At 65.3% G+C, this 18,896-nt stretch carries 19 protein-coding genes; 11 read left to right on the forward strand and 8 right to left on the reverse strand.

The window, feature by feature from the left end; all coding sequences use genetic code 11:
- Nucleotide 1 precedes the first annotated feature (1 nt).
- From I6F17_RS11920 to I6F17_RS11930, 3 genes are all read left to right on the forward strand, one after another.
- Nucleotides 2-1,174 carry a M20 aminoacylase family protein gene (locus tag I6F17_RS11920; RefSeq protein ID WP_036045895.1) on the forward strand — a complete coding sequence of 391 codons (1,173 nt, stop codon included), beginning with the start codon at nucleotides 2-4 and terminating at the stop codon, nucleotides 1,172-1,174.
- A complete protein-coding gene (locus I6F17_RS11925) occupies nucleotides 1,167-2,588 on the forward strand; it encodes an amidase (RefSeq protein ID WP_225130849.1) in 1,422 nt (473 codons plus the stop codon). Before I6F17_RS11920 ends, I6F17_RS11925 begins: the two co-directional genes overlap by 8 nt.
- Nucleotides 2,589-2,745: 157 nt before the next feature.
- Complete coding sequence (locus I6F17_RS11930; protein ID WP_036045899.1) at nucleotides 2,746-3,636, forward strand: crotonase/enoyl-CoA hydratase family protein; 891 nt, start codon at nucleotides 2,746-2,748, stop codon at nucleotides 3,634-3,636.
- Nucleotides 3,637-3,740: 104 nt separating this feature from the next.
- On the opposite strand, the gene I6F17_RS11935 is transcribed toward I6F17_RS11930, so the two are convergent.
- The 3 genes from I6F17_RS11935 to I6F17_RS11945 all read right to left on the reverse strand — a co-directional run bounded on the left by I6F17_RS11935 (nucleotide 3,741) and on the right by I6F17_RS11945 (nucleotide 6,164).
- A complete protein-coding gene (locus I6F17_RS11935; protein WP_225130848.1) occupies nucleotides 3,741-4,718 on the reverse strand; it encodes an NADPH:quinone oxidoreductase family protein in 978 nt (325 codons plus the stop codon).
- Complete coding sequence (locus tag I6F17_RS11940; protein WP_225130847.1) at nucleotides 4,718-5,326, reverse strand: 2-hydroxychromene-2-carboxylate isomerase; 609 nt, start codon at nucleotides 5,324-5,326, stop codon at nucleotides 4,718-4,720. The genes I6F17_RS11935 and I6F17_RS11940 overlap by 1 nt, the downstream gene beginning before the upstream one ends.
- Nucleotides 5,327-5,462: 136 nt before the next feature.
- Nucleotides 5,463-6,164, reverse strand: coding sequence for a glutathione binding-like protein (locus I6F17_RS11945; protein WP_225130846.1), 702 nt, complete (start codon nucleotides 6,162-6,164; stop codon nucleotides 5,463-5,465).
- Nucleotides 6,165-6,282: 118 nt separating this feature from the next.
- Here I6F17_RS11945 and I6F17_RS11950 point away from each other — a divergent pair, with 118 nt between their 5' ends.
- The gene (locus tag I6F17_RS11950; RefSeq protein ID WP_225130845.1) at nucleotides 6,283-7,305 is read left to right on the forward strand and encodes a methionine synthase; all 1,023 of its coding nucleotides are present in this window, start codon (nucleotides 6,283-6,285) and stop codon (nucleotides 7,303-7,305) included.
- Nucleotides 7,306-7,330: 25 nt separating this feature from the next.
- Here the strand turns inward: I6F17_RS11950 and I6F17_RS11955 are convergent, their stop codons facing one another.
- From I6F17_RS11955 to I6F17_RS11965, 3 genes are all read right to left on the reverse strand, one after another.
- Nucleotides 7,331-7,948 carry a hypothetical protein gene (locus I6F17_RS11955; protein ID WP_225130844.1) on the reverse strand — a complete coding sequence of 206 codons (618 nt, stop codon included), beginning with the start codon at nucleotides 7,946-7,948 and terminating at the stop codon, nucleotides 7,331-7,333.
- Nucleotides 7,949-8,057: 109 nt separating this feature from the next.
- Nucleotides 8,058-8,585: a xanthine phosphoribosyltransferase gene (gene gpt, locus I6F17_RS11960; protein ID WP_036015348.1), complete on the reverse strand. Its 528-nt coding sequence runs from the start codon at nucleotides 8,583-8,585 to the stop codon at nucleotides 8,058-8,060.
- 36 nt (nucleotides 8,586-8,621) lie between these two features.
- Nucleotides 8,622-9,359, reverse strand: coding sequence for a molybdopterin-binding protein (locus tag I6F17_RS11965; protein WP_036046217.1), 738 nt, complete (start codon nucleotides 9,357-9,359; stop codon nucleotides 8,622-8,624).
- 277 nt (nucleotides 9,360-9,636) lie between these two features.
- Here I6F17_RS11965 and I6F17_RS11970 point away from each other — a divergent pair, with 277 nt between their 5' ends.
- The 6 genes from I6F17_RS11970 (at nucleotide 9,637) to I6F17_RS11995 (ending at nucleotide 15,272) form a co-directional block, all read left to right on the forward strand.
- Nucleotides 9,637-11,055 (forward strand): circularly permuted type 2 ATP-grasp protein, encoded by a 1,419-nt coding sequence (locus I6F17_RS11970; RefSeq protein WP_225130841.1) that lies wholly within the window; start codon nucleotides 9,637-9,639, stop codon nucleotides 11,053-11,055.
- A 4-nt stretch (nucleotides 11,056-11,059) separates the two neighbouring features.
- Nucleotides 11,060-12,004, forward strand: a complete 945-nt coding sequence (locus I6F17_RS11975) for an alpha-E domain-containing protein (RefSeq protein WP_036015356.1) — start codon at nucleotides 11,060-11,062, stop codon at nucleotides 12,002-12,004.
- 193 nt (nucleotides 12,005-12,197) lie between these two features.
- On the forward strand, nucleotides 12,198-13,046 hold the full coding sequence (locus I6F17_RS11980; protein WP_036029799.1) for a transglutaminase family protein: 849 nt from the start codon (nucleotides 12,198-12,200) through the stop codon (nucleotides 13,044-13,046).
- 66 nt (nucleotides 13,047-13,112) lie between these two features.
- Nucleotides 13,113-13,520 carry a carboxymuconolactone decarboxylase family protein gene (locus I6F17_RS11985; protein WP_036046218.1) on the forward strand — a complete coding sequence of 136 codons (408 nt, stop codon included), beginning with the start codon at nucleotides 13,113-13,115 and terminating at the stop codon, nucleotides 13,518-13,520.
- Nucleotides 13,521-13,728: 208 nt separating this feature from the next.
- Nucleotides 13,729-14,487: a proteasome-type protease gene (locus I6F17_RS11990; protein WP_225130839.1), complete on the forward strand. Its 759-nt coding sequence runs from the start codon at nucleotides 13,729-13,731 to the stop codon at nucleotides 14,485-14,487.
- Between the two features lie 26 nt (nucleotides 14,488-14,513).
- On the forward strand, nucleotides 14,514-15,272 hold the full coding sequence (locus I6F17_RS11995) for an SDR family oxidoreductase (RefSeq protein WP_172783042.1): 759 nt from the start codon (nucleotides 14,514-14,516) through the stop codon (nucleotides 15,270-15,272).
- Between the two features lie 211 nt (nucleotides 15,273-15,483).
- Here the strand turns inward: I6F17_RS11995 and I6F17_RS12000 are convergent, their stop codons facing one another.
- Nucleotides 15,484-16,722, reverse strand: coding sequence for an MFS transporter (locus tag I6F17_RS12000; protein ID WP_225130837.1), 1,239 nt, complete (start codon nucleotides 16,720-16,722; stop codon nucleotides 15,484-15,486).
- A 155-nt stretch (nucleotides 16,723-16,877) separates the two neighbouring features.
- On the opposite strand from I6F17_RS12000, the gene I6F17_RS12005 reads away from it, so the two are divergent.
- A complete protein-coding gene (locus I6F17_RS12005; RefSeq protein ID WP_225130836.1) occupies nucleotides 16,878-18,128 on the forward strand; it encodes a nucleoside transporter C-terminal domain-containing protein in 1,251 nt (416 codons plus the stop codon).
- 115 nt (nucleotides 18,129-18,243) lie between these two features.
- Here I6F17_RS12005 and I6F17_RS12010 read toward each other — a convergent pair whose 3' ends face one another.
- A complete protein-coding gene (locus I6F17_RS12010) occupies nucleotides 18,244-18,771 on the reverse strand; it encodes a cupin domain-containing protein (RefSeq protein WP_225130835.1) in 528 nt (175 codons plus the stop codon).
- Nucleotides 18,772-18,896 lie beyond the last annotated feature (125 nt).

Consider the following 18,896-nt stretch of genomic DNA (forward strand, 5'->3'; position numbering starts at 1 on the left):
AATGCCCACGATCGATCGCATCGACGGCTACGCCGACGAGCTCACCGCAATCAGGCGCGACCTCCACGCCCATCCCGAGATCGGCTTCGAGGAAGTGCGCACCTCCGGCATCGTCGCCGACAAGCTGAAGAGCTGGGGCATCGAAGTGCATCGCGGCCTCGGCGGCACCGGCGTGATCGGCGTCATCAAGGGCAAGGGCACCGGCAGCAAGCGCATCGGGCTGCGCGCCGACATGGACGCGCTGCCGATGGAAGAGAACACCAATCTGAAGTGGAGCTCGAAGATCCCCGGCCGCTTCCACGGCTGCGGCCATGACGGCCACACCACCATGCTGCTCGGCACCGCGCGCTATCTCGCCGAGACCCGGAACTTCGACGGCACCGTGCATCTGATCTTCCAGCCGGCCGAGGAAGGCCTCGGCGGCGCCCGCGCCATGATCAAGGACGGGTTGTTCGAGAAATTTCCCTGCGACGAGCTCTACGGCCTGCACAACGCGCCCGACCTCAACCATGGCGAGATCGCGATCCTTCCCGGCCCGGCCATGGCCAGTGCCGACTTCTTCGACCTGCGCATCACCGGCTACGGCGCACATGGCGCGATGCCCGAGCGCTCCAAGGACGCGGTGGTCATCGCAACGACGCTGGCGCAGGCGATCCAGACCATCGTCAGCCGCAACGTCGAGCCGCTGCAGGCCGCGGTGGTGTCGATCACCCAGATCCATGCGGGCTCCGCCTACAACGTCATTCCGGGCGACGCGCATCTGTGCGGCACCATCCGCACCTTCTCGAAGGAGGTTCGGGCCCTGGTCAGCGAACGCATCCGCACCATCTGCGCCGGCATCGCAAGCGCCTATAGTTGCGTGATCGACGTCGACATCCGCGACACCTTCAACGTTCTGGTCAACCAGGTCGAGCAGTCCAAGGTGGTCGAGGAGGTCGCGCGCACCATCGTCGATCCCGCCAACGTGATCACCCGCATCCAGCCGAAGATGGGCAGCGAGGATTTCGCCGACATGCTGGAGACGATCCCCGGCGCTTACTTCTGGGTCGGCCATGACGGCTCGGTGCCCGTGCACAATCCCGGCTTCGTGCTCGACGACAAGATCCTGCCGATCGGCGCCAGCATGTTCGCCCGCATCGTCGAGACGCGCATGCCGGTGGGTGGCAATGCATAAAAAGAGCGTCGAGGAAGCGGTCACCTCGCTGCACGATCTGTCCGCGGTCGACCTGATCGCGGGCTATCGCGCCAAGCAGTTCTCGCCGAGCGAGGTGCTGGAGGACGTGCTCGCGCATGTCGCGGCGTGGGAACCGCATCTGAAGGCGCTGTATGCATTCGACCCCGACGGCGCGCGAGAGGCCGCAAAGGCCTCGACCGCGCGCTGGACCGGCGGCGAGCCCTCCGGCCCGCTCGACGGCGTGCCCGTGACGGTGAAGGACAACATCGCGACCAAGGGCGTGCCGGTGCCGCTGGGGGCAGCCAGCGTCAAGCTCGTGCCGGCCGAGAAGGACGCGCCGCCCGCCGCGCGCCTGCGTGAGGCCGGCAGCATCATCTTCGCCAAGACCACCATGCCCGATTACGGCATGCTGTCCTCCGGGCTCTCCTCGTTCCATGCGCTCGCGCGCAACCCGTGGGATCTCAGCAAGAACCCGGGCGGCTCCAGTGCCGGCGCAGGGGCCGCGGCTGCAGCGGGCTATGGCCCGTTGCATCTCGGCACCGATATCGGCGGCTCGGTCCGCCTGCCCGCCGGCTGGTGCGGCCTCGTCGGCCTGAAGCCGAGTTTTGGCCGCGTGCCGATCGACCCCACTTATGTCGGCCGTGTCGCCGGCCCGATGACCCGCACGGTCGACGATTGCGCGCTGATGATGAGCGCGATCGCAAAGCCCGACCGGCGCGACGGCATGAGCCTGCCGGCCGAGCTGCTGAACTGGAAGGGACTGGAGAAATCTCCGCGAAAACTGCGCATCGGGTTGATGCTCGATCCCGGCTGCGGCCTGGCGCTGGAGAAGCCGGTGCGCGAGGTCGCGGTGAAGGCCGCGAAGGCGTTCGAGTCCGCAGGCAGCGTCGTCACCGAGGTCGAGGGCATCCTCACGCGCGAGATGCTCGACGGTCTCGACAATTTCTGGCGCGCGCGGATGTGGGACGATCTGTCCAAGCTGACGCCGGCCGAGCAGGCCAAGGTGCTGCCCTATATCTTCAAGTGGGGCGAGTCCGGGGCGAAGCTCTCGGGCGTCGATGTCATCCGCGGCTTCAACCAGACCATGGCGATCCGCGCGGCTGCGGCAAAGTTGTTCTGCGAGCTCGACTATGTGATCTCGCCGACGGCGCCGAACGTGAACTACCCGGCGGAATGGGCCTCGCCGACCAACGATCCCATGAAGCCGTTCGAGCACATCGCCTATACCGTGCCGTGGAATATGTCGGAGAACCCGGCGATCTCCCTCAACGGCGGCTTCGACGCCAAGGGTTTCCCCATCGGCGTGCAGATCGTCGGCCGCCGCTTCGACGACATCGGCGTGCTCGGCATGGCCAAGGCTTTCGAAGGTCTGCGCGGCCCGCAGCGGCCCTGGCCGACGCCGCCGGCCCAATAACGCACCGTCGTCATTCCGGGTTGCGCCCTCTTGGCGCAAGCCCGGAATCCATTCATCCGCAAGGAGTGTGGAGAAATGGATTCCGGGTTCGCGCTTCGCGCGCCCCGGAATGACATGCTAGACAGACGGACAAAGAACCAAGGAAGAGGAAACCACCATGGCGTATGAGACGATCAAGTACGAGGTCGCCGATCAGATCCTCACCATCACGTTGAACCGGCCCGACAAGCTCAACGCCTTCAACGCGCAGATGCAAGCCGAACTGATCGACGCGTTCGACACCGCCGACAAGGATGATAACGTCCGCGCCATCATCGTCACCGGCGCCGGCCGCGGCTTTTGCGCGGGCGCCGATCTCTCCTCCGGTGCCGACACGTTCGATCGCGACGCGCGGCGCGGGCCAGTCAAGCGTTTTGCCGACGGCAAGGTCGACTATAGCGACCCGCAGGTGCGTGACGGCGGCGGCCAAGTGACGTTGCGCATCTTCAAATGCCTCAAGCCCGTGATCGCGGCGGTGAACGGCCCGGCCGTCGGCATCGGCGTCACCATGCAGCTTGCAATGGATATCCGCATCGCCTCGGAGGCTGCGCGGTTCGGCTTCGTGTTCTCCCAGCGCGGCATCGTGCCCGAGGCGGCCTCGAGCTGGTTCCTGCCGCGCATCGTCGGCATCTCGCAGGCGCTGGAATGGTGCTATTCTGGCCGTGTCTTCCCGGCGCAGGAAGCGCTTGCGGGCCGCCTCGTCAGCAAGGTCGTGGCCCCCGATGATCTGCTGCCGACCGCCCGAGCGCTCGCCAAGGAGTTTGCGGCAAAGACCGCGCCGGTGTCGGTCGCGCTGATCCGCCAGATGATGTGGCGCATGATGGGCGCCGACGATCCCATGGAGGCCCACAAGGTCGACAGCCGCGGCATCTACGCCCGCGGCCGCTCGGACGACGTCAAGGAGGGCGTGGTGTCGTTCCTGGAGAAGCGTCCCGCGCACTTCAAGAACAAGGTGTCGACCGACATGCCGGATTACTTCCCCTGGTGGACGGAGCGGGAGTATAAATAGCGCTCTCGTAGGGCGGGCAAAGCGAAGCGTGCCCACGCATTTTTTGCAATCGGGAGAGATGGTGGGCACGGCGCAAGGGCGCCTTTGCCCACCCTACGGCACCGTCACTCCATCACCAGCGCGACGCGTCCGATCGCCTTGCGGTCGAGCAACAACCGCATCGCCTTCGCATAGTCCTTAAGCGGCAGGCGGTGCGAGACGTTGGGGCGCAGCTTGCCCTCCTCCGCCCATTGCAACAGCGCCTTCAGGCGGACCTCGCCGAGCGCAGGATTCTTCCGCACCGCTTCGCCGGCGCGTACGCCGAGCACGCTGGCGCCCTTGATGAGCAAGAGATTGGTCTTGGCTGAGCCGATGCCGCCGGTGAAGCCGATCACCAGGAGCCGCGCGCCCCAGGCGATGCAGCGCATCGAATCTTCGAAAACCTGGCCGCCGACCGGATCGAACACGACGTCCGCGCCGCGGCCGTCGGTGATGCGCTTGACGGCATCGCGGAACGGCTCGCGGTCGTAGCGGACGAGATGATCGGCGCCGCGCGATTTCGCGATTCCGAGCTTCTCGTCGCTGGAGGCGGTCGCAATCACTGTCGCGCCCAGCATCTTGCCGATCTCGACGGCGGCAAGGCCGACGCCGCCGCCGGCGCCGTGGACCAGCAGCACCTCGCCGGGCGTGACCCGGCCGCGATCGATCAACGCATGATAGGCCGTGCCGTGGCCGGCGAGATAGGTCGCAGCCTCCGCATAGTCGAAGGTGGACGGCATGGGAGTGAGCTGCGACGGCGTGACCACCGCTTCATCCGTGAAGGCACCAAAGCGCATCTTCACGATGACCTTGTCGCCGACGGCAACGCCGCTTGCCTCCGATGCCACCTCGGTGACGTCGCCGGCCGCTTCCATGCCCGGCGTGAACGGCAGCTCCGGCTTGAGCTGGTATTCGCCGGCGGCCATCAGCACGTCGGGAAAGTTCAGCCCGGCGGCGCGGATGGCGACGCGCACTTCGCCCGGCTTCAGCGCGCGGGGCGGAAACTCCTCCAGCAGCAAACGCTCGGGCGCGCCGAGCTCGCGGCAGACGACGGCGCGCACCATCAGGCCGCGCTCGCCTTGCTGCGCTGAAGCGCTTCGCGGATCAGCGGCAGGCGATCATTGCCGAAATACATGTCGCTCTTGTTCACGAAGATCGTCGGCGAGCCGAAGCCGCCGCGTGCGATGACCTCCTCGGTGTTGGCCTTGAGCTGGTCCTTGATGCCCTGCTCGGCAATGCCGGCGAAGAACTTTTGCTCGTCGATGCCGACCTTCCTGCAGATCTCCGCGAGCACCGCGTCCTGCGAGATGTCCTTGTCCTCGCCCCAATAGGCCTCGAACACTGATGTCGCGAACGGCACCATGTCCTGACCGAGCCAGAGGCAGCCGCGCATCACCTTGACGCTGTTCACCGGAAACACCGTCGGCGGCATCTTGATGGCAAGGCCCGCCGAACGCGCCCAGTCGGCGAGGTCCTTCTTCATGTAGCGCGCCTTCAGCGGCACCGGCGTCTCGCGCTGGGCGTAAACGCTCGGATTGACCGTGTTGAAGATGCCGCCGACCAGGATCGGCCGCCAGGTGATGTCGGCCCCGAACTCCTTGGCGAGCGGCTGGATGTTGTGGAAGGCGAGATAGGTCCAGGGGCTGGAGCAGTCGAAGAAGAATTCGATCATGGGGGTTCCTTTTTGCTGTCATTCCGGGGCGCGCCGCCTTTGGGCGCGAGCCCGGAATCCATTTCGCCTCTCGTTACGCTGCCTGATGGATTCCGGGCTCGCGACTTCGTCGCGCCCCGGAATGACGGATGTGGCACTACTTCCTTCCCAACACTTCCTTAGCTCTCTGGCCGAACATGATCTTGCGTGATTCCTCGTCGAACGGCTCTTTCACGAATTTTCCGATCGCTAGCCCCGCCTGCACCTGCGGCCTTGCTCGGACCTCGGCATACCAGCGTTTCACATTGGGATAGTCGTCGAGCGTAAAACCCTGCGCCTTGTGGGTCATGGTCCAGGGGAAGCAGGCGATGTCGGCGATGGAATAGTCGCCGGCGACATAGGCGCCGGTCCTGGCCAATTGGCGATCGAGCACGCCGTAGAGCCGCGCCGCCTCGTCGCGATAGCGCTCGATTGCGTAAGGGATCTTCTCGGCCGCATAGAGCGCGAAATGGCCGTGCTGGCCGAGCATCGGCCCGAGGCCCGCCATCTGCCACATCACCCATTGGATCGTGCTGGAGCGGCCGCGCCAATCGGCGGGCAGCAAGCGTCCGGTCTTCTCCGCGAGGTAGATCAGGATCGCGCCGGTCTCGAACGCGGAGAACGGCGCGCCGCCATCGGCGGGCTCGTGATCAACGATCGCGGGAATGCGGTTGTTCGGAGAGATCGCCAGGAACTCAGGATTGAACTGCTCGCCGGCGCGGATATTCACGGGGATCACCTGATAGGGAAGCTCGAGCTCCTCCAGCATGATCGAGATTTTCCAGCCGTTCGGCGTCGGCGCGTAATAGAGGTCGATCATGGGCCTTCCCTTGCGCCGTCCCTATCGCTGCCGCCAGCCAATGACGACTTTTGTTGTTCTGTACCTCGACGTTAGGACATGGCAGGAAGGGGCGCAACAACCCGCCGGGAGGGCCGCCATGCTGTTTCCAACCACGATCGCCGGCTCCTTGCCGAAGCCGGAATGGCTCGCCGAGCCCAACATGCTCTGGGCGCCCTGGAAGTCTGAAGGGGACGAGTTGCTCCGCGCCAAGCGCGACGCGACGCTGATCTGGCTGAAGATCCAGGAGGACGCCGGCATCGACATCGTCACCGAAGGCGAGCAGGCCCGGCAGCACTTCGTGCACGGCTTTCTGGAGAAGATCGAGGGCATCGATTTCGCCCACAAGGTCGAGATGGGCATCCGGAAAGACCGCTACAAGGCGATGGTGCCGCAGGTGGTCGCCCCGCTGCGGCTGAAGGACCGCGTCCATGCCTTCGAGGCGCGCGTCGCGCGCACGCACACCAGGAAGCAGCTGAAATTCACCCTGCCCGGCCCGATGACGATCATCGACACCATTGCCGACCGCTATTATGGCGACAGGGTCAAGATGGCCTTTGCCTTCGCCGAGCTCTTGAACGAGGAAGCCAGGGCCTTGCAGGCCGACGGCGTCGATCTCGTGCAGTTCGACGAGCCCGCCTTCAACGTCTACATGGACGAGGTCAACGATTGGGGCATCAAGGCGCTCGAGCGCGCCGCACAGGGCCTCGCCTGCGCCACCGCCGTGCACATCTGCTACGGCTACGGCATCAAGGCCAATACGGACTGGAAGGAGACGCTCGGCAGCCAATGGCGGCAATACGAGCAGATCTTTCCGGCCATCGACGCGAGCCCGGTCCAGCAGGTCGCGATCGAGTGCCGCAATTCCAAGGTGCCGCTCGACCTGCTCGCGCTGCTGAAGAACAAGATCGTGCAGGCCGGTGTCATCGACGTCGCCAGCGACACGGTGGAGACGGCCGAGGACGTCGTGAAGGTGATCGAGGCGGTGTCGCAATTCGTGCCCAAGAGCAACATCATCGCCACCACCAATTGCGGCATGGCGCCGATGCGGCGCGAGATCGCCGAGGCCAAGCTGGTGGCGCTTGGCGCCGGCGCGGCGCTGGCGCGCGAGAGGCTGGGGTGATGGCGGTGATCCGCAGGTCGCTCGGCTAGTCCGGAGCGGTCGGATGCAACGCCGGTCGATATCCGGCGCTGAACGCCCGTAATGTGGATGGAGGCGTCAGCAGCATCGCACTCGACAGTTCGTGCTCGGTACGGGCATAGCCGGCTGGCGACCAAAGCAGCGGCCGGCCTTTCGTCACAAGATAGCTCTGCTCGCCCTGCTGCACCATCACGCCATCGGGTAAGTCCGCGAGCGGCCCTCGCAGTGGGTGCAGGCGCTTACGGCCGTGATCCAGACGCTCCAGGTGCAGCTTTGCGTCCATCGACTTTGCGCTCACCTTGCTTGCGCCGTTTCCCCTCTCCCATGCCGCGCGAAACCGGTTGGCATCGTCACGCCGGCAGAAGAAGCATGGGCGATGTCCGGCAGCAAAGGCGGTGGCTTCGTCGAGAAAGAACAGCTCGGTCCAGCTCCGCCGCGCCATCACCGGCCGCCGCCAGCCGCGGAATTCGCACAGGCATGTGATCCAGGCCGGCGTCGACCAGCGCTTCTTCAATAGCGTCTTCGTCGCGGGATCGTGGATGATGCCCCGATTGCCGGTGAAGAGACCGCGATGCGGCGTGGAGATGATCTCGCCGGTGGGTGTGACGCGGTTTTGCAGGGGCATCGGTGTCTCAACCCGTCATTGCGAGGAGCCCTTCGCGACGAAGCAATCCAGACTGCCTCCGCGGATGCATTTCTGGGTTGCTTCGCTTCGCTCGCAATGACGGTGTCCGTCACGCCGCCCCGTCGCGCAGCGGCGGGTGGTAGGACAGCGCGGTGTCCCAGGGGAAGAAGATCCAGGTGTCCTGCGACACTTCCGTGATGAAAGTGTCGACCAGCGGGCGTCCCATCGGCTTGGCATAGACCGTGGCGAAATGCGCATCGGGCAGCATCTCGCGCACCATCCTGCCGGTCTTGCCGGTATCGACGAGGTCATCGACGATCAACAGGCCCTTCCCGGTGCCGCCGCCGAGCGTCATGGTCGCCTCGGAAATGCCCTTGAGCACCTGGAGCTCGCCCTGCTTGTTGTGGTCGTAGCTGGCGACGCAGACCGTATCGATGACGCGCACCCCTAACTCGCGCGCCACGATCGCGGCGGGCACCAGGCCGCCGCGGGTGATCGCAATCACCGCATGGAACGGACCGACCTCGTTGAGCCGCCAGGTCAGCGCCCGGCAATCCCGGTGGAACTGGTCCCACGAGACGGGGAAGGCCTTGCCCGCCCGCTCCTGCGCACTCAGTTCCGGTGCTTCACCAGCCATCGCCTGTCTCCTGCAATCTCGTCCGGCAATTCCCTGCTAGCGGTTGACGTTCAATCCCGCCAGCATTTCCTTCACCGCGGCCATTGCCGCCGCGAGCTTCTCGGGATCGCGCGAGCGCACCACCAGATTGGTGTTGGGCTTCTGCTCCTCGTCCATGAAGGGATAGCTGCCGATGATGGTGTCGGGATGGGCGGCAGCGATCGCCCGCAGCGGCCCGCCGATGTCGCCCTCGCGCGCATTGGCCCGGACCGAGTCCGACAGCATGCGCACGCCCGACTTCAGCTTGGGCGAGACGATGTCCATCATCGCCTGCATGATCGAGGGCACGCCGGCCATGACGATGACGTTGCCGATCTTGAAGCCGGGGGCGAGGATGGTCGCGCTCTGAATCAGCTCGGCGCCGTCGGGGATGCGGGCCATGCGCAGCCGGGCCTCGTTGAGGTCCTGCTCGCTCCAGCGCTCGCGGAAGCGGGCGACCACTTCCGGATGATGATCGATGCCAACGCCGAACGCCTTGGCGACGGCATCAGCGGTGATGTCGTCATGGGTCGGCCCGATGCCGCCCGTGGTGAAGACGTAGGTGTAGCGATGCCGCAATGCATCCAGTGCAGCGATGATATCCGGCTCGTCGTCGGAGACGATGCGGACCTCCTTCAGGTCGATGCCGATATTGGTCAGGTATTCGGCGATGAAGCCGATATTCTTGTCCTTGGTCCGGCCGGACAGGATTTCGTCTCCGATGACCAGAATGCCCGCCGTGACGATCTCGCTCATGCCTTAAGTCCCTCACCTGTGACGCCGACTTTGCCGAGGTAACGCGTTGAAGTCACGCGGTTTTGCTTCTGAAATAAGCAGTCTTCAGCCATTTTTTCAGGCACGCCGCCGGCCGTCGCCGGCAAATGCCCCCTCTCCATGCTTATCGCGCTGGCCCGGCCCTTGCTACCACATGAAAGTCATGCACTGTTGACGCATGGCCACAGGACGTTGCGGTCTCATCAAGGCCGACGCGACCTGGCGCATGGCGCAACGCCTGGGGGACAAGTCGGGATCTATGGCAGTCGCGTTTGACGAAATGAACATTCCCGGCGGGGACCTCCGCCCCGCCTATCAGGAGCTGGCGCGCTGGCTCAAGGAGACGCCTCCCGAGGCGCTCGAATATCGCCGCCAGGAAGCCGAGCTGCTGTTTCGCCGGATCGGCATCACCTTCGCGGTCTACGGCGATTCCGAGTCCACCGAGCGCCTGATCCCCTTCGATGTGATTCCGCGGATCATGTCCGGCAAGGAATGGGCGCGGCTGGAGAAGGGCCTGAAGCAACGCGTGCGCGCGCTCAACATGTTCCTGCGCGACATCTATCACGGCCGCGACATCCTCCGCGCCGACATCGTGCCCGACGATCTGATCTTCCAGAACCCGGTGTTCCGGCCCGAGATGAACGGCCAGCAGGTGCCGCACGACGTCTACGTGCACATCGCCGGCATCGACATCGTCCGGGTCGACGCCGAGGACTTCATCGTGCTGGAGGACAACGCCCGCACGCCGTCGGGCGTGTCCTACATGCTGGAAAACCGCGAGATCATGATGCGGCTGTTTCCGGATCTGTTCGCCCGCCACCGGGTGGCGCCGGTCGAGCGCTATCCGGACGAGCTGCTCGCAGCGCTCCGCTCGGTCGCGCCGCAAAGCGCCTCCGGCGAGCCGACAGTCGCCCTGCTCACCCCGGGCGTCTACAATTCGGCCTATTACGAGCACTCCTTCCTCGCCGACAAGCTCGGCATCGAGCTGGTCGAAGGCCGCGACCTCGTCGTCAAGAACAACGAAGTGTTCATGCGGACGACGGAAGGGCTGAAGCGGGTCGACGTGATCTATCGGCGCGTCGACGACGACTTCCTCGATCCCCTCACCTTCCGTCCCGATTCGGTGCTCGGCGTGCCCGGACTGATGTCGGCCTACGCGGCCGGCAACATCACGCTCGCCAACGCCGTCGGCACCGGCATCGCCGACGACAAGGCGATCTACTCCTACATGCCCGACATCGTGAAATTCTATCTCGGCGAGCAGCCGATCCTGAAGAACGTGCCGACCTGGCGCTGCCGCGAGCCAAAGGACCTCGCTTATGTGCTGGACAATCTAAGCGAGCTCGTCGTCAAGGAAGTGCACGGCTCCGGCGGCTACGGCATGCTGATCGGCCCCGCCGCGACCAAGGCGACGATCGAAGCGTTCCGCGACAAGCTCAAGCGCGAGCCGGAAGGTTTCATCGCCCAGCCGACCCTGGCGCTCTCGACCTGCCCGACCTGCACGGCGTCGGGCCTCGCTCCACGTCACGTCGATCTTCGCCCCTTCGTGCTCACGGGCAGCAAGAGCACGACCATCGTGCCGGGCGGGCTCACCCGCGTCGCGCTCAAGGAAGGCTCCCTAGTGGTGAACTCGAGCCAGGGCGGCGGCACCAAGGACACCTGGATTCTGGACGAGTAGAGAGATGCTGTCGCGTACCGCCGAAAACCTCTACTGGCTCGCCCGCTACGTCGAACGGGCCGAATATCTCGCGCGCACCATCGATGCGACGCTGCGCGTCACCGCGCTTCCCGCCGCCTATATCGGCAAGACCAATGAATGGGATTCGGCGCTGCTCACGGCCGGGGTCGCTGCGAGCTTCTATCAGGCCTATGAGGAAGCCAACGAGCACAACGTCGTCGAGTATCTCTCGTTCTCCCAGAACAACCCGTCCTCGATCCGAAACTGTATCGAAGCGGCGCGGCTGAACTCGCGCTCGGTGCGCACGGCCCTCACCAGCGAGATGTGGGACACCATCAACTCGGCCTGGATCGAGCTTCAGGCTGTGTGGAGCAAGGGCACCTCGACACGCGAGGACCTCGCAAAATTCCTGCGCTTCGTGCAGGAGACCTCGCTGCGTTTCGACGGCTCGGCCTATCGGACCATGCTGCGCAACGACGCCTATTGGTTCTCGCGCATGGGCGTGCACCTGGAGCGGGCCGACAACACCGCGCGCATCCTCGACGTGAAGTATCACGTGCTGCTGCCCGAGGAGGAGCATGTCGGCGGGCCCCTCGATTTCTATCAGTGGAGCTCGATCCTGCGCTCCGTCTCGGCGCTGACGGCCTATCATTGGGTCTATCGCGAGACGCTGAAGCCCTGGCTGATCGCGGACCTGTTGATCCTCAACGACACGCTGCCGCGCTCGCTCGCCAGCTGCTACGGCAACCTCGTGCGCAACCTCGACCAGATCGGCGTCGCCTATGGCCGCCAGGGCCCGGCCCAGCGCCACGCCCGCGGCATCCGCAACCGGCTGGAACACAGCAACATGAACGACATTTTCCAGCATGGCGTGCATGAATTTATTCAGGAATTCATCGCGGACAATTCCAGGCTGGGCGAAATCATCACGAAGCAGTATTTGATCTAATGTCGCTCGACTGACGACAGGGGATATTGTCATGGCCGGGCAAGGGCGCGAAGCGCGTCTTCGCGCTAGATGTCCCGGCGTCCACGTTCTTGCTTTTGCGCGACGAGGAAGAACGTGGATGCCCGGGACAAGCCCGCCCGACGAGCTTCTTTGCGACGGCAGTCACGCCTTACAACAAACGACACGGTCCACCATGCGCCTGCGAATCCAGCACACCACGACCTATCGCTACGAGCCGCCGGCCACCAGCGTGATCCAGATCCTGCGCATGACGCCGGGCAGCCATGACGGGCAATACGTCGCGGAATGGCAGATCGACGTCTCCACCGACACCAAGCTCGACATGCATGAGGACGCGTTCGGCAACGTCACCCACGTGCTGTCCTGCGGGCCGGTCGGCGACATCCAGATCATTGCCGAAGGGCTGATTGAGACTCACGACACCGGCGGCGTGCTGCGCGGCAGCGACGAGCGTTTTCCCCCCGGCATGTTCCTGCGCGTCACCGACCTCACCTCGGTCAATCCGGCGATGACGGCGGTCGCGCGCCAGTTGCGCAGCGAGGCCGAAAGCGACACGCTGGGCTTCCTGCACACGCTGATGACGCAGGTGGCCGATCACATGACGTTCGACGAGGACCCGACCAACAGCGGCACGTCCGCAGCGGAGGCGTTCACGCTCAAGCGCGGGGTCTGCCAGGATTACGCGCACATCTTCATCGCCTGCGCCCGCGCCGGCGGCGTGCCGGCGCGCTTCGTCTCCGGGCATTTCCTGCGTGCGGACGACACGGTGCACCAGGACGCCGGCCATGCCTGGGCAGAGGCTTACGTGCCCGATCTCGGCTGGGTCGGCTTCGATCCCGCCAACAGCATCTGCGCCACCGACGCACATGTCCGCCTCGCGATCGGGCTCGACTATCTCGGCGCGGCCCCGGTGCGCGGCACGCGCTACGGCGGCGGCACGGAAACGCTGACGGTGGCGGTGAAGGTCGAACAGGCCGGCCGCGGCGGGCAGTCGCAATCGCAGTCCCAGCGGCAGAGCTAGGAGTCGCCAGCCGAACACATTCGGCGTGCTACATTTGCGGCGTCAAATCAGACCCGCGAGGTAGCCATGGCGACAGTGAAACTGCTTTCGGACGATGAACTCTCGACTGAAGCGCGCGCCGTTTTCGACGACATCCGCAGGGTGCGGAAATCGGACTTCGTCAACAATTTCTGGCGCGCGCTTGCGCATGATCCGAAGACGCTGCGGCGGACCTGGGAGAGCATCAAGGAGGTGATGGCTCCCGGCGCGCTCGATCCGAAGGTCAAGGAAATGCTCTACGTCGCGGTGTCGATCGCGCATGGCTGCAGCTATTGCATCCACTCGCACACGGCTGCGGCACGGGCCAAGGGCATGAGCGAGGCCGAATATGGCGAGCTGCTCGCCATCGTCGGCATGGCCGCGGAGACGAACCGGCTGGTCACCGCGCTCGGCGTGCCGGTCGATGAGGCGTTTCTGGTGAATGCCGCGGACTGAGGTGGGAGCGGAGCGCTAAGCCGCTTCCTCGTCATTCCGGGGCGCGACGAAGTCGCGAGCCCGGAATCCATTCATCCACCAACTCCGCGGCCCAATGGATTCCGGGTTCGCGCTGGCGCGCGCCCCGGAATGACGGACCCAATCGGGGGGTTGGAGCGGCCCCTGAAATTGGCTAGTAATTCCGCGCAAACGCGTTCGGGGACTGGAAATGACCTATTGCTGCGGAATCCTGGTTCGGGACGGTCTGGTGATGATCGCCGATACCCGCACCAATGCCGGCCTCGACAACGTCTCGACCTTCCGCAAGCTGCACATCTTCTCCAAGCCCGGCGAGCGCATCATGGCAATCGCCAGTGCCGGCAACCTCGCCATCAGCCAGTCGGTGCTGTCGACGCTGACCGAGGGCCTCGAAGATCCCAATACGGGCGAGATCGAGACGCTGATGAACGCGCCGACCATGTTCCAGGCCGCCCAGCGCATCGGCCGGGCGATCCGGGCGGTGCATGCCACCGAAGGACCGGCGCTGAAATCCGAGGACGTGTCCTTCGACGTCTCCTTCCTGTTCGGCGGCCAGATCAAGGGCGCGCGGATGCGCCTGTTCATGGTCTACACCGCCGGCAATTTCATCGAGTGCACCACCGACACGCCGTACCTGCAGATCGGCGAGCACAAATACGGCAAGCCGGTGCTCGACCGTGCCATGCATTACGACGTCGAGCTCTATGAGGCGCTGAAGACCGGCCTGATCTCGATGGACTCGACGATGCGCTCGAATCTCGGCGTCGGCCTGCCGATCGACGTGCTGGTGGTGCGCAACGAAGCCTGCGAGGCCGATCTCAACCATCGCATCGAGGCAGGCGAGCCCTATTTCCACGACCTGCGCTCGCGCTGGTCGGCGGCCTTGCGCGCGGCGCATCAGAACATTCCGCGCCCGCCCTACAAGAACGACAAAGAACCCACAACCTGACAGCAGAAGAGAAAAGGCAGGAAACGATGAGTGACGCGAAAAAGATCGCATTGGTGACGGGCGCCGGCACCGGCGTCGGCCGCGCGGCGTCGCTGGCGCTGATGAACACCGGCTTCACCGTGGTGCTCGCAGGCCGCCGGCTCGACATGCTCGAGGAGACGGCAAAGCTCGGCCCCGCGGGCAAAAGCCTCTGCGTCACCGCCGACATGACCAAGCCGGACTCCATCGCCGCACTGTTCGACAAGGTGAAGGCGACCTATGGCCGCCTCGACGTGCTCTTCAACAATGCCGGCATGGGCGCGCCGGCCGTCAACTTCGAGGACCTCAGCCTCGAGCAATGGCAGGCGGTGGTGAACACCAACCTCACCGGCCCGTTCCTGTGCACCCAGCACGCCTTCCGCATCATGAAGGACCAGACCCCGCGCGGCGGCCGCATCATCAACAACGGCTCGATCTCGGCGCACGCGCCGCGGCCGTTCTCGGCGGCCTACACCTCGACCAAGCACGCCATCACCGGCCTCACCAAGGCCAGCAACCTCGACGGCCGCATGTACGACATCGCGGTCGGCCAGGTCGACATCGGCAATGCCGCGACCCCGATGACCGACCGCATGGTCAACGGCCCCGGCGTGCTGCAGCCCGACGGCACCACCAAGCACGAGCCGCGCATGGACGCGAAAGCGGTCGGCGATGCCGTCGCCTACATGGCCAGCCTGCCGCTCGATGCCAACGTGCTGACCATGACGGTGATGGCGACCAAGATGCCGTTCGTCGGACGGGGCTGAACAAAAAGCGCGAAAACAACCCCATGCACAGTAGGCGTCAAGAGGCGCCTGCTGCTGCCGGGCCGCGGGGGTGACGCAAGTTAAGTCTCCACGCCATCTCAACAATCGTCATTGCGAGCGCAGCGAAGCAATCCAGGCTGCCAAATGCGGCGAGATTCTGGATTGCTTCGTCGCAAGAGCACCTCGCAATGACGTTGAGAGAGCGGAGGGCCTACTCCAGGCTCTCCACCTTGCGCAGGGCTGGAAACAGCTTCATCCAGAGCAGCGCCACTGCGACGGTGGCGACGCCGCCGAGCACGGCGGCAGGCATGGCGCCGAGCAGCGCGGCTGCCACTCCGCTCTCGAACTGGCCGAGCTGGTTCGAGGCGTTGATGAACAGGAAGTTCACCGCGCCGACCCGGCCGCGCATCTCGTCGGGCGTCGACAGCTGCACCAGCGAAAAGCGGATCACGACGCTGATCGTATCGGCCGCCCCCAAAACGGCGAGCGATAGCACCGACAGCCACATCCAGGACGACAGCGCGAACACGATGGTGGCGAGGCCGAACACGATCACGGCCTGGAACATGCGAAGGCCCACATGCCGGGAGATGGCGTGGCGCGCCAGCACCATGGTCATCAGCAAGGCACCGACCGCAGGCGCGGCGCGCAGCACGCCTAACCCGACCGGGCCGGTCTGGAGGATGTCGCGGGCATAGATCGGCAGCAGCGCCGTGACGCCGCCGAACAGCACGGCGAACAGATCGAGCGAGATGGTGCCGAGGATCGCCGGGTTGCTGCGAATGAAGCGGACGCCGGCGAAGATGTTGTCGGAGTCCATCCCCTCCCTCGCGATCGCCTGCGGGCGCGGGCGGATGAAGCCGGTCAAGATCATCCCCAAGACCCAGAACAGGACCATCACGGCATAGGCAAGGTGCGGGGCGACCGCATAGGCGATGCCGCCGAGCGCGGGGCCCGTGATGGTCGCGACCTGCGCCGCCCCGCTGGAGACGGCAGTGGCGCGCTGGAGCGAGCCCTGCGGCGCGATCAGCGGCAGCAGCGCCGCCGTGGTCGGGCTCTCGAACGCGCCGGCGATCCCGAGCAGGAAAGTCGCGATGAAGATCTGCACCTCGCTGACCGCGCCGAGATAGGTAATTGTAGCGAGATAGAGCGCGGTCGCGGCCTCCACCAGCTGGCATAGCTGGACGACGCGCTTGCGCTCGTAGCGATCGGCGGCGTGGCCGGCGACGAACACCAGAAGCGCGGTGGGCAGGAACTGGACGAGGCCAACCATGCCGAGGTCGAACGCCGAGCCGGTGAGATCGTAGATCTGCCAACCGATCGCGACCGCCGCGATCTGGCTGGAGAAGCGCGACAGGCTGCGCGAGAGCAGGAAGAACAGGAAAGCGGGATGGCGGAGGAGCTCACCGGCGGTGACCGGTCGATGTCCGGATATTGGCTGCTCTGGCATCGCCTCTTCTGTCACGCTCGGACCGCTCCCTCGATATTGAAGGCCCCCGGGTGGCCGAGGTGACCCCGCTTGTCAACACTGGTCGTTCCCGGCTGCTCCCGGCATTGCCTTTGCAGCGCATGCGCAGCCATAATCATCGAGGGGCTTGGGACATCATGCTGCGCCTGCAATCTGCACTCGGCATTTTCGCATTGCTGCTGATCGCCTTCGCGCTGGCGGAGAATCGGCGCGCGGTGTCGCTGCGGCAGGCGGCGATCGGCCTAGCCGCGACCTTCGTCACCGCCCTCGTGCTGCTGAAGCTGCCGGTCGTCGCCCATGCCTTCGGCGCCATCAACGACGCGGTCGGCGCGATCTCAGCGGCCTCGCGGGCGGGCTCCGCCTTCGTGTTCGGCTATATCGGCGGCGGACCCCTCCCCTTCGACCTGAAGAGGCCCGGCGCGGACTTCATCCTGGCGTTCCAGGCGCTGCCGATCGTGCTGGTCATGAGCGTGCTCACGACGCTGTTGTTCTATTGGCGCGTGCTGCCGCCGATCGTCCGCGGCATGGCCTGGCTCTTGGAGCGCACGCTGGGCGTCGGCGGCGCGGTCGGGCTTTCGACGGCCGCCAACATCTTCCTCGGCATGGTCGAGGCGCCGCTGTTCGTGCGGCCGTATCTGGCACAGATGACGCGCAGCGAATTGTTCCTGGTCATGACCGGCGGCATGGCGGGCATCGCCGGCACCGTGCTGGTGCTCTATGCGACGCTGTTGGCGCCGCTCATCCCCGACGCCGCCGCACATTTCGTCATCGCCTCGGTGCTCGGCGCGCCGGCGGCGATCCTGGTCAGCCTGATCATGGTCCCTGAAACCTCCGACAAGCGCACCGGCGGCGCGCTGGAGGATCCGCAAATGGAGGTCGCCAGCACGATGGACGCGATCGTGAAAGGCACCAGCGCGGGCATCGAGCTGCTGATCAACATCGTCGCGATGCTGCTGGTGCTGGTGGCGCTGGTCTATCTCGTCAACGCAATGCTCGGCCTGCTCCCGCACGTCGGCGGGGCCGCGATCTCGCTGCAGCGGCTGCTCGGCCTCGTCATGGCGCCGGTGTGCTGGCTGATGGGGCTGCCGTGGGATCAGGCGATCACTGCCGGCAGCCTGATGGGCACCAAGACCGTGCTGAACGAATTGATCGCCTATGTCGACTTCTCGAAGCTGCCGCCCGATACGCTCGATCCGCGCTCACGCCTGATCATGCTCTATGCGATGTGCGGCTTCGCCAATTTCGCCAGCCTCGGCATCATGATCGGCGGCTTAGGGGTGATGGCACCGGAGCGGCGCGAGGAGATCAACGCGCTGGGTCTGAAGTCGATCGTGTCGGGGACGCTGACGACGTGTCTGATGGGAGCGGTGGTGGGGGTGTTGGCTTGACAAGCTGCCGTCATGGCCGGGCTCGTCCCGGCCATCCACGTTCTTAGCTGCGGCCGAGACGTGGATGCTCGGGACAAGCCCGGGCATGACGATAGAGAGCGGTGGTAGGCGTCGCTTACGCCTTCAGCTCCACCGTCTTGAACTCAGCGGGGAGGATCACCTCCAGCAGCTCCACGTCGTCCGAATAGTCCAGGATCATGTGCCTGATCTTCGGCGGCTGGGTCCAGGCGCTGCCTTGCTGCATCAAGGTCTCGCCCTGGCCTTCCATATAGGTCTTCACCCAGCCCTTGAGCACGTAGACCATCTGGAATTCGACGTCGTGATAGTGGAGCTTGGACACCTCGGCCGGGTTGCAGGGGCCTTGCAGGCGGATCACATGCGCCTGCGCGAGGCCATGGGTCGCCTCGCCGATGCCGAGATCGCGATACTTCGCGTAGGCGCGCAGGCCGTCGGCCTTGAAGTCTTCCTCGCGGTGATGGCTGACGGCGATGCGCTGCTTCGGACGTGCGGGCTTTTTCGCAGCAGCAGTGCGCGCCTTCGCCTTCACGGCCTTGCGCGCCGAGGATCGCGCCGCCGCCTTGGCGCCACTCCGCTTCTTCACCGCGGTCTTCAATGCGGGCCTCGATGCCTTTTGCTTGGCCATTGTGTGCCTCCCTGTTCTGAGCCGCCCGTCGCACGGGTATGGCTTGGACGCCAGCTTACCCTAGTCCCGCGCGAGGCAGCAATTGCAGAGCTCGTTGGGTTGAGTAGCGCCGCATCCACGCTCGC

The organism is Bradyrhizobium sp. NBAIM18 (assembly GCF_020193825.1).
Taxonomy (GTDB): domain Bacteria; phylum Pseudomonadota; class Alphaproteobacteria; order Rhizobiales; family Xanthobacteraceae; genus Bradyrhizobium; species Bradyrhizobium yuanmingense.

Bases quoted from the DNA above. Each gene is read 5' to 3' on its own strand.
- I6F17_RS11945 (WP_225130846.1), bottom strand. From the start codon at position 6,164: ATGATCGACCTCTATTACGCGCCGACGCCGAACGGCTGGAAAATCTCG.
- I6F17_RS11980 (WP_036029799.1), top strand. From the start codon at position 12,198: ATGCGCCTGCGAATCCAGCACACCACGACCTATCGCTACGAGCCGCCG.
- I6F17_RS11985 (WP_036046218.1), top strand. From the start codon at position 13,113: ATGGCGACAGTGAAACTGCTTTCGGACGATGAACTCTCGACTGAAGCG.
- I6F17_RS11920 (WP_036045895.1), top strand. From the start codon at position 2: ATGCCCACGATCGATCGCATCGACGGCTACGCCGACGAGCTCACCGCA.
- I6F17_RS12010 (WP_225130835.1), bottom strand. From the start codon at position 18,771: ATGGCCAAGCAAAAGGCATCGAGGCCCGCATTGAAGACCGCGGTGAAG.
- I6F17_RS11940 (WP_225130847.1), bottom strand. From the start codon at position 5,326: ATGATCGAATTCTTCTTCGACTGCTCCAGCCCCTGGACCTATCTCGCC.
- I6F17_RS11995 (WP_172783042.1), top strand. From the start codon at position 14,514: ATGAGTGACGCGAAAAAGATCGCATTGGTGACGGGCGCCGGCACCGGC.
- I6F17_RS12005 (WP_225130836.1), top strand. From the start codon at position 16,878: ATGCTGCGCCTGCAATCTGCACTCGGCATTTTCGCATTGCTGCTGATC.
- I6F17_RS11950 (WP_225130845.1), top strand. From the start codon at position 6,283: ATGCTGTTTCCAACCACGATCGCCGGCTCCTTGCCGAAGCCGGAATGG.
- I6F17_RS12000 (WP_225130837.1), bottom strand. From the start codon at position 16,722: ATGCCAGAGCAGCCAATATCCGGACATCGACCGGTCACCGCCGGTGAG.
- I6F17_RS11925 (WP_225130849.1), top strand. From the start codon at position 1,167: ATGCATAAAAAGAGCGTCGAGGAAGCGGTCACCTCGCTGCACGATCTG.
- I6F17_RS11930 (WP_036045899.1), top strand. From the start codon at position 2,746: ATGGCGTATGAGACGATCAAGTACGAGGTCGCCGATCAGATCCTCACC.
- I6F17_RS11935 (WP_225130848.1), bottom strand. From the start codon at position 4,718: ATGGTGCGCGCCGTCGTCTGCCGCGAGCTCGGCGCGCCCGAGCGTTTG.
- gpt (WP_036015348.1), bottom strand. From the start codon at position 8,585: ATGGCTGGTGAAGCACCGGAACTGAGTGCGCAGGAGCGGGCGGGCAAG.
- I6F17_RS11955 (WP_225130844.1), bottom strand. From the start codon at position 7,948: ATGCCCCTGCAAAACCGCGTCACACCCACCGGCGAGATCATCTCCACG.
- I6F17_RS11975 (WP_036015356.1), top strand. From the start codon at position 11,060: ATGCTGTCGCGTACCGCCGAAAACCTCTACTGGCTCGCCCGCTACGTC.
- I6F17_RS11970 (WP_225130841.1), top strand. From the start codon at position 9,637: ATGGCAGTCGCGTTTGACGAAATGAACATTCCCGGCGGGGACCTCCGC.
- I6F17_RS11965 (WP_036046217.1), bottom strand. From the start codon at position 9,359: ATGAGCGAGATCGTCACGGCGGGCATTCTGGTCATCGGAGACGAAATC.
- I6F17_RS11990 (WP_225130839.1), top strand. From the start codon at position 13,729: ATGACCTATTGCTGCGGAATCCTGGTTCGGGACGGTCTGGTGATGATC.